This window comes from Nostoc sp. (genome assembly GCF_036917615.1).
Classification (GTDB): Bacteria; Cyanobacteriota; Cyanobacteriia; order Cyanobacteriales; family Nostocaceae; genus Nostoc.
The window spans coordinates 182,970-191,640 of the sequence record NZ_JBALCZ010000077.1 but is presented as its reverse complement, the minus strand read 5'-3'; the positions used below and the strand labels follow the sequence as shown (position 1 = coordinate 191,640).

The window sequence follows — 8,671 nt, the reverse complement described above, 5'->3', positions numbered from 1 at the left end:
AGCTAAGAACATCGGGAGCCGTGTACACGGAAACGGGTACGCACGGATCTAACTGAGAGGTGCGGGGAATAATATCCCCCATCGACTCAACCAGAGTTACTAGCAATTTGCGACAAACTCAAGATTGTAGTCAAAAGTGATAGTAGCAATATTTCAGAATTTGATGCAGGACGAATCCGTTTGGCTGCTAAAAAATTTGCATCTACAAATGGGATACAACAGGAATTAGCTATAACCAGTCATCAACCAAATTCACCAAAGACTATATCTCCAAATCGGCTTGCTCCCCTTCACAAACAACAAACTTTTGAAATTCATCAACCCGAAATCTTAACAAATCGTCTCTCTCAAACGCCAGAACCATCCGTTACTACATCTTTCCAAGCAAGTTGCTTAAATATTAAAACAGGTTCGGAAAAATGGGGCTATGTCTTCTTAGGTTCTTCGGCAATTAATAGTTTAATCAGCAATTTTGAAAGTCAAGTAGCCCTTGAATCATATCGTGAACCTTGGCAGCGACAAGAGCGTGCTAACGAGTTAATATTTGATTTACTAGGTCAAGAGCCTCGCCTAGTCTATGTACGCCGCAAGGGTACGGGGCAAAATCCTGGAGAAGAAATTTGGGATTTAACCATAGCAACAGATCAGAATAATTTTCAATTACCTGCAAGACTTGACAAGCTAGGAAAAACACTAGGATTCATAGCAGTTGTAGAACAAGATGGAAGGGGCGGTTTAAAGGTACTATCTGCTAAGTTGCTAGAACTTTCACAGGGAAATGCTGATGGCTATACTGTACCTTATCATTTACGGTTGCTGCCTAATCATCAGTATCGTATCGATATTCCGTCAACGGCATTGGCACGGATGGCAGCTATGCCTATATGCGGCGACCATTTGCCTACAGAAGATCATCTGCGAATTTGGGAAGTATTTTTACAGATTGAGGAAAAAATCGCTAAAGCACGCCAATTTTGTGTACCTTTTTTCAGTCATAATGCCTTCGGAAGACGGATCACTTTTGAGATTGACGTAACCTCAGCTACTCTTGACGGTTCTGATGAAAATTCCTTGGCTGTGGAAAACTTCTGGGAACGGGTAAAACGAGCAAAAAATGAAGAGGTTAAGCTATTCGAGACTACTCCCAAAGGACAAAACTGGCGCAACAGCCAATTAGGAATTATTGAAGAAGTTCTCCCAAACAGTTGCATTATCCGCGTGAGGCTAGAACGCGATTTAGCTGACTACATGGCAGCAGGGCATTATCAGCTACCAGCTACCGGATTTTTGTTTTTCGAGGCAGTTGGTGACATCCAACAGATTCAACGCAAAAAAGCAGCCTTGAGACAATTAAAACAGGGACATACCCAAAATCCCTATTTGGGAAAGTTTTTATTCGACGCTTCCCAAGCAAGACCTATACAAAAAACCGTCGAATTGCGATCAGAAGATTTGTTATTATCCTCTGCTAATCCTAGCCAGAAAGCAGCAGTAGAAAAGGTACTTGCAGCTGAAGATTTAGTTCTAATTCAAGGGCCACCAGGCACTGGTAAAACTACCGTAATTGCCGAAATTTGCTATCAAGTTGCTCTACGGGGTGGACGTACTCTAATAACTTCTCAAGCCAATTTAGCAGTAGATAATGTCCTGAGTCGATTAGTTCATAACCCTGTAATCCGGGCTGTGCGAAAGGGAAACGCCGGAAGAGTTGGGGTACAAGGACAGCCATTTCTAGAAGATCAAGTGATTGACACATGGTTAGAAAATACTGCTATTGACTGCGAAAAAAATCTTGCTCAACGCCTCGATAATGTAAAAGTTTTACGTCAATTGCTGGCAGCATCACAACGATTCACAGCATATCTGAAAGTAGAAGAAGTATTTAAGGGAGAGCAGAATTTATTACAGATGCGTAAAGCAAATTTAGAGTCAGCTTGTACGACCCAAAAAAATGAATACAATCAAGCCGCATCCCAACTAGCCGAGGTCGAATCTCTGAAAACTGCTTTGGAGGAGTTGTTGAATCAAGCACCTTCAGTAGACTGGCAAGATCCAACACTTCTTAATTTATGGACGGGTCTGAATAAATACACATCTACAGACGCTTCCTTGCGAGACTTTGCTGCAAATATTAAATTAGCAATTGATTTGGCTTCTGAACTTGGTATGGTTCGCCCAAATTACAGCTTATTTGCTTTAGCCGCCTGGTTGCAAAATACTGTAGCTTCTTGGATTACTGAAATTCGCACAGCATTAGCCTACGCTAGTAATATAGCTATGGCAATGACCGAAGCGGAGTTAGCTGCACAGACTTACACACAAAATTCAGAATTTCTTGCTTCCCTAAATTCAAATTACCAACAATTGCTTGCTAACCAGCAAAGCTTAAAATCAAGAATTAGGGATCTACACAACCGTGAATCTAAGATCGGTTTCACAAAAAATGACCTTGATATATGGCTGTCTACAGCTAATTTAAATATCTTCAATCTATTGAAACACTGCTTGCAAAATCGTCAAGACTTTACAGTTGACTTAATCTCATTACCTTCGGGATTAGGAAGCATGACGATCGCAGATCAATATGTACCCTGGCAACAGAGTATTGATCAGTGTCAGTTGAAAGTCAATGAATTAATTCAAAAATACCGCCAATGGGATAGAGTATGTAGTCGAGTCACTGAAATCAGAGATTTACTTGTGCAGGGACGAAATATACTAGGTAATCACTCAATTAATGAAGCTGCTATTTCCCAGGTTAGCGTTAATCAAGCGTTAGACCCTGTGGAATCTCTTATAAAGCTGAAGCAACTAGCACAAAATAGCATTGATGACATTGAGAAACCACTAGGGAGCTGGGGTCGGATTATCGAATGGATACTTGCGGTTGCTGTCAACCAGCCAAGTTTGGATTCCATAGCTCAAAAGTTACGTCCATATAGCCGCCGTTATAGCGCGGCGGTAACTCTTGAGGCTATTAGGAGACAAGCCCAGATTATACGTCAAAGAGTTCAACCTGTTGAGAGTGAATCGGCTATCTCCCAAATTACAGAGGAGGTAGTCAATGGCATAGTTACAAGTATGCGTACATGGCTGAACCAATTACAGACTGAAACAGAAGAAGACCGAACGCAGCTTGAGGATCAATTAAATAAACAGATGATGTTGGCGGTTTCTGAACAGCAAAAAATATTTGCTAATCAAGAACAGCTAGAAATTTTTTGCAGTAAATCGGACTTCAAGTTTAAAAGAGCGATCGCACTCTTGCAAGAACTTTCATCCTTTCCCCACTTACCGAATGAATTAAGACTTTTAGTGCAACGATGCCTTAATAATTCCTCAAATATTCTGACTGAATCCCCACAATTTACAGCAAAAATACGGATTTGGGAAAATCAGCTAAAACAACTTGATAGTTTGATTTCCTTAATCGATCCTTTTGCTACACTTTCGACTATCAAAGACCTGCTGGTAATTCGCATTTATAGCTTGCAGACAACAACTGAAACTTACAAAAGCAAATTTCTAGAGATTCAAAGCAAAATCCAGAAAATTGTTGAGCATTTACAGCAGCAATTAGAATATATCTCAAATGAGCGAATTTGGTGGCAGTCAATTTGGGAAGCTATTCCTAGTAAATTCAAGCCTGAAGTCGATTCTACAGACTTGTTTAATCTGAAATCGTTACGCAATATCAAGACTCAGTTTGAATCTTCGCAACAGCAACTCCAAAATGAAGAAATTTATCTCAATCGATATCAGCACTTTGTCCAAGATTGGATAGGAAAATTAAGACAGCCAACACAAGGCGGTCGTACTGATTTAAGGCGGATTTATCTAGATAATGCCAACGTCATTGGTATCACTTGTGTTCAAGCCGCAAATTACGATTTTTCACAAGAATTCAAATACTTTGATGTTGTCATTATTGATGAAGTAAGTAAATGTACTCCTCCAGAGTTATTAATCCCAGCTTTGAAAGGCAAAAAGTTAGTCATGGTAGGCGACCATCAACAATTACCACCCATGCTTAATACCAATACTTTAGAAGAAGTTTCTCAAGAGATTGGCAGCACAAATACAGAACTAGAATTATTGCAAGAGTCACTGTTCAAAATTCAGTTTGAAACTGCTAATGATAGCATCAAAAAAATGTTAAATATTCAATATCGAATGCACCCGATAATTATGGGGGCAATCAATCAGTTTTATAATGGTAAACTAGAATGTGGTATTTTACAGCCGGATACAAAACGCGCACATAATTTAGCAGGCGAAATCATCGAAGAATCTAAGCATCTTATCTGGGTAAAAACGCCTGGAGGTAATGAATTTCAAGAGAAACGTACAGGAACTTCATTCTATAATATTCCAGAAATTAATGCCATTGAAATTTTGTGTAAGTAGTTTGAGACTACTTGGGCTTCTAGAGTTGCTAAGGGTGAACCAAAAAAAGAAATCGCCGTGATTACGTTTTATGGCGCTCAACTCAGAAAAATTGATGAACGCCTGCAATCTGAACTTTTCCCATCGTTGCAAATCACTACTGGCACAGTAGACCGATTTCAAGGGATGGAACGACCTGTTGTAATTGTTAGTATGGTACGCAATAATAGTAGAAAAGATGTAGAATTTGCCAAAAAGCCAGAACGGGTAAATGTTGCATTTTCTCGCGCTCAAGAACTATTAGTAATTGTGGGTTGTCATTCGCTATTCACCCAGCAGCGTGGACAAGTCGGGAGTATGTACTCCAATATTTCAAACATCGTGCGTCTACATGGAGGTTTTATTGATGTTTCTCGCTTCTTCAGCTAAACCTATTGATGACAATCTTAAGAATTTGGTAGACGAAATTGAAACGCAAAGTTCTAGTTTATCAGTTTTAGCAGCGCGTCAATTTCGTTATAGCTTGCGTCAAACTCCGGTAGAACTCAACATCAAAGAAGCCCGCCAATTTAACGTACTCGAAGAATTTATTATCCGCGCTGCCATTGAATTTCAACCTCCGCCAACTGAAGATGAATTAGCCTCTGTACTTGGGCTTGATTCTGTATTTATCCAAACTACTACTGCAACTCTTCGTTCATTACAAACTCTATCAGCAACATCGCCAATTATAGTCACTCCTGAAGGGCGTTCATTCTATGAAAAAGGGTCTGTACCACAGCCGCCATATCCTGTACAGCTTAATACTATTACAGACCCTTTAAGCGACAAAATTACCTTTCAATCTGAATCCTTAAATGAGACAGTGATAAATTTGCCTGACTTAGCAGACTTTATAACTATTGATAATACAATTGCTGATATTTCTTCCTTACCCCTTGAGGAAATACAAAAAAGTATTCAGGCTTCAGGTTTAGCACTTCATGTGCCAGAAGAGGGAAAAATCGTCACTTCGTGTAAGGTAATAGCTTCGACTCAAAAAATTTGGAGGAAGATATCGCTTTTTGTTATCTATGATGCCCTTGAAGATAAATTGAGCATCCAAATAAGAAATGGAAAGCAAATATTAGAGTCAGCATCAAATTGGTTAGAAGTGCTACACGCTGAAGGCAAAATATCTTTGCAAGCATTATGTAAATTGTCAACCGAAACCATCAATTTTGAACGTGAAGCCATTCTCAAGCAAAAAAACACTGAAATAGAAGCTCGGGTCGAAAGTATTCGGCAAAAGGCGCTAGAAACTACTACAAAAACCAGGGTGAAATTAAATAATTCTACAGTGAAAGGTGAAGTATTGCAGTTACGCGATGGACAAATTGCTCAAGCTTTTCTAGAAGTTTTAAATTCGGCTAAATGTCAGGTTGTAATATATTCTGCTTGGGTGAATCAGGCAGTTGTAAATGAAAATTTTCTAACTCTGTTACAGAAATTAGCTAATGCTGGTGTTTGGATTTTAATTGGACATGGAATTTCGCGGCGACAAGAAGATGAAGAAAAACCAATTGCACCAGAAGTAGAGAAAAAACTTCGAGCGGTAAAAACACCTGATGGTTTACCATCTATACAGGTTTTTTGGTTAGGAGATTCCCATGTTAAAGAAGTAATAGTTGATCAAAAAATTCATCTTTGTGGGTCTCATAACTGGCTATCTTATCGCGGTGACTACCTACCAAGCGGTGAGTCAGTTTATAAAGTTACAATTACCCATCAAGTAAAGGAAGCCTATGAATTTATCGCTAATCGCTTCCAAAATCACGCTCAAAAATTATGGGGAAATGCTCTAAAAAACCGTGATTTTCAACTTGCTATAGAGTCTTTGTGCATTTGGGGTGCGCTAGGTATGGAAGATATTGCACTCAAACAGATACAGCAAAACAATTGGCTGGAACTTCTGCCTGTTTGGTTGAATGTAGCACTTCAAGGGTTAAGGTCGAAAAATATACAAGCTGATTCAGCAATTTTTAAAACGGCACTTTTGTTGCTGAGTCAAGTTTCTCTTGAAGAGGCTTTTATTGATTTATTGCAACAGGGATGGCGTAAAGTTATCGGCGCGATCGCTACTAACAGTCCTCAAACTGCTTTAAACTTACTTAGTGATGAAGTCTGGGCGCAGTTTCTACGTCTCAATATTGTTCAAGAGAGTGATTTACCTAATGATTTTATATTCCAACATACATAACTTAATAGCAGAGATATCCAGCATTACACTAAAAGATTTTACTATTGGAGTTATCTATAGTTATTTCTTCAGCTACCTCCCTAAAAGATAGGAACCTCCTTGTCCTTAATCTTTGAACCTGAGTTTTGCACACATTGTCAAACGCTTAGAGAAAATGCATAGATTGTAAATAATGCTGGTAACAGCATATTTGCTGCACTACTCGAATATTAATACTTTAGTCGTATACACGCAAAGCAAATATCTATCTAAAGTTATATATTACTCTTTGAAAGTAGTACGCGATGTCTAATAAAAAACCCATAGAACGGAGTGTCTTTGGTCTACGTCAACTGTCTAAAACGACCGAATTTTCCTAACATACATAATGTCTATTTGTACAGAGCGTAAATCATAATTAGGATATTTTTCATACTTAAGTATTAATAATTTTCCGAAGGACAACCAAGAAATCTGTCGTTCTGATTTGGTATGAGTTGGCAATTCAATGATTCTTAACCTTTGATTGACTTAAAGTATAGATCCAAAGATTCGTCTTCTTCGATACAATTTATAGGCAGACAGAGCCGAGGAGAACAAGGTGGTCTTATTAAAAGGCTTTGAGATTGAGATTTACACTGGCACGCCTCAAGGTGAAATCGTCGGTCTCTCCGACAAAATTGTTGCAGCTTTGGATGGATTTATGCGAGAGCCAGATAGCCGCAATGTCGAATACATAACCGAACCATCCCCTAATTACGAGAATTTATTGTGTGCCTTGCTGCGTCCCCGGCGAGAGTTGCGAAACTACCTCAATCGCTTGGGCGATTACACCCTGATACCGGGGAGTACTTTATCTTTGGGTGGGGGCGATCGCTTTCTGCGTTCCGATCCAGCAAACCCCTATCATGACTACATTGAGAACACCTACGGGACGAAAGTAGTCACCGCCAGCGTACATATCAATGTAGGCATCAGCGACCCGGAACTGTTAATGCGGGCGTGTCGGGTAATCCGTATGGAAGCACCTCTATTTCTCGCCCTCAGTGCCTCATCTCCCTTCTTGGATGGCAAAACTACTGGCTATCACTCCACCCGTTGGGGCGTCTTCCCGCAAACGCCTAGCCATGTGCCATTATTTGCCAGCCACGCCGATCATATCCAGTGGGTGGAAGATCAACTCGTTGCAGGAACTATGCAAAACGTGCGGCATTTATGGGTATCGGTGCGACCAAATGGCGATCGCCGTCCCTATGACTTGAATCGCTTAGAATTGCGAATTTGTGATTTAGTCACAGATCCCATTGCCTTGCTGGCAATCACAGCCTTATTAGAAGCGCGTTTGTTGCAAGTAATCGAAAATCCCAGCATCGATCCGTTAACCCAAAGCACCTTCTCTGCTGAAGAACTCGTCACCCTGACTGCTGACAACGAAGCTGCTGCTGCTGCTGGTAGTCTCGATGCTCAACTAAGGCATTGGCAAGATGGCAGAAGCATCCTCGCCAGAGATTGGATTTCTGAAATTTACCAAGATGTTTGGGCGATCGCTAAACAACGAGGCTTTGGCTGTTTCCTTTCCCCTTTGCACAAAATCCTCCGCGAAGGCAATGAAGCTCAACAGTGGTTGCAATTACACTCAGTCGGTTTTGACAGCCAGTGCGTCATCACTCAGGCTATTGTCGCCATCCAAGAGCGCGAAATCGAACTCGAAAACAAATTGTGTTCGTCCCTGCTGGCTTAACATAAGAGGCAGAGGGCATTGGGGAGCCACTGCGCCCTTGCGTGCCTGACTTAAAGCAAGTGGCGTCATTGAGCATCGGGTATGGGAAAACAGGCAGGGGTGCAAGGTGTTCAGGGAAAACTCTTCTCCCCTAGTCCCCAGTCTCTAATCCCTGTCCGCATCTCCTGTCTTCACACAAATGTAGATTTTCTTGGAGACACTACTAATGCTAAAAGACACAAGTACTTACTTTATTCTAGATAAAACTTAATATTCTTTGATTTTAACCAAACATCCTCTCAGGTAGTGTTCTGGGAGGGTTTGTCCTTCATTTTAAAAATCTAATC

2 protein-coding genes and 1 pseudogene are annotated in these 8,671 nt (G+C 40.4%); all 3 read left to right on the top strand.

Going from position 1 to position 8,671, the window contains the following annotated elements; translation table 11 throughout:
* Positions 1 to 867: 867 nt before the first annotated feature.
* The 3 genes and pseudogenes from V7K85_RS28270 to gshA all read left to right on the top strand — a co-directional run bounded on the left by V7K85_RS28270 (position 868) and on the right by gshA (position 8,345).
* A pseudogene (locus V7K85_RS28270) lies at positions 868 to 4,815 on the top strand (AAA domain-containing protein).
* Positions 4,793 to 6,625 carry a hypothetical protein gene (locus tag V7K85_RS28265; protein WP_334818721.1) on the top strand — a complete coding sequence of 611 codons (1,833 nt, stop codon included), beginning with the start codon at positions 4,793 to 4,795 and terminating at the stop codon, positions 6,623 to 6,625. The pseudogene V7K85_RS28270 and the gene V7K85_RS28265 overlap by 23 nt, the downstream one beginning before the upstream one ends.
* Before the next feature lie 580 nt (positions 6,626 to 7,205).
* Complete coding sequence (gshA, locus tag V7K85_RS28260; protein ID WP_334818720.1) at positions 7,206 to 8,345, top strand: glutamate--cysteine ligase; 1,140 nt, start codon at positions 7,206 to 7,208, stop codon at positions 8,343 to 8,345.
* The last annotated feature ends 326 nt before the right edge of the window (positions 8,346 to 8,671 follow it).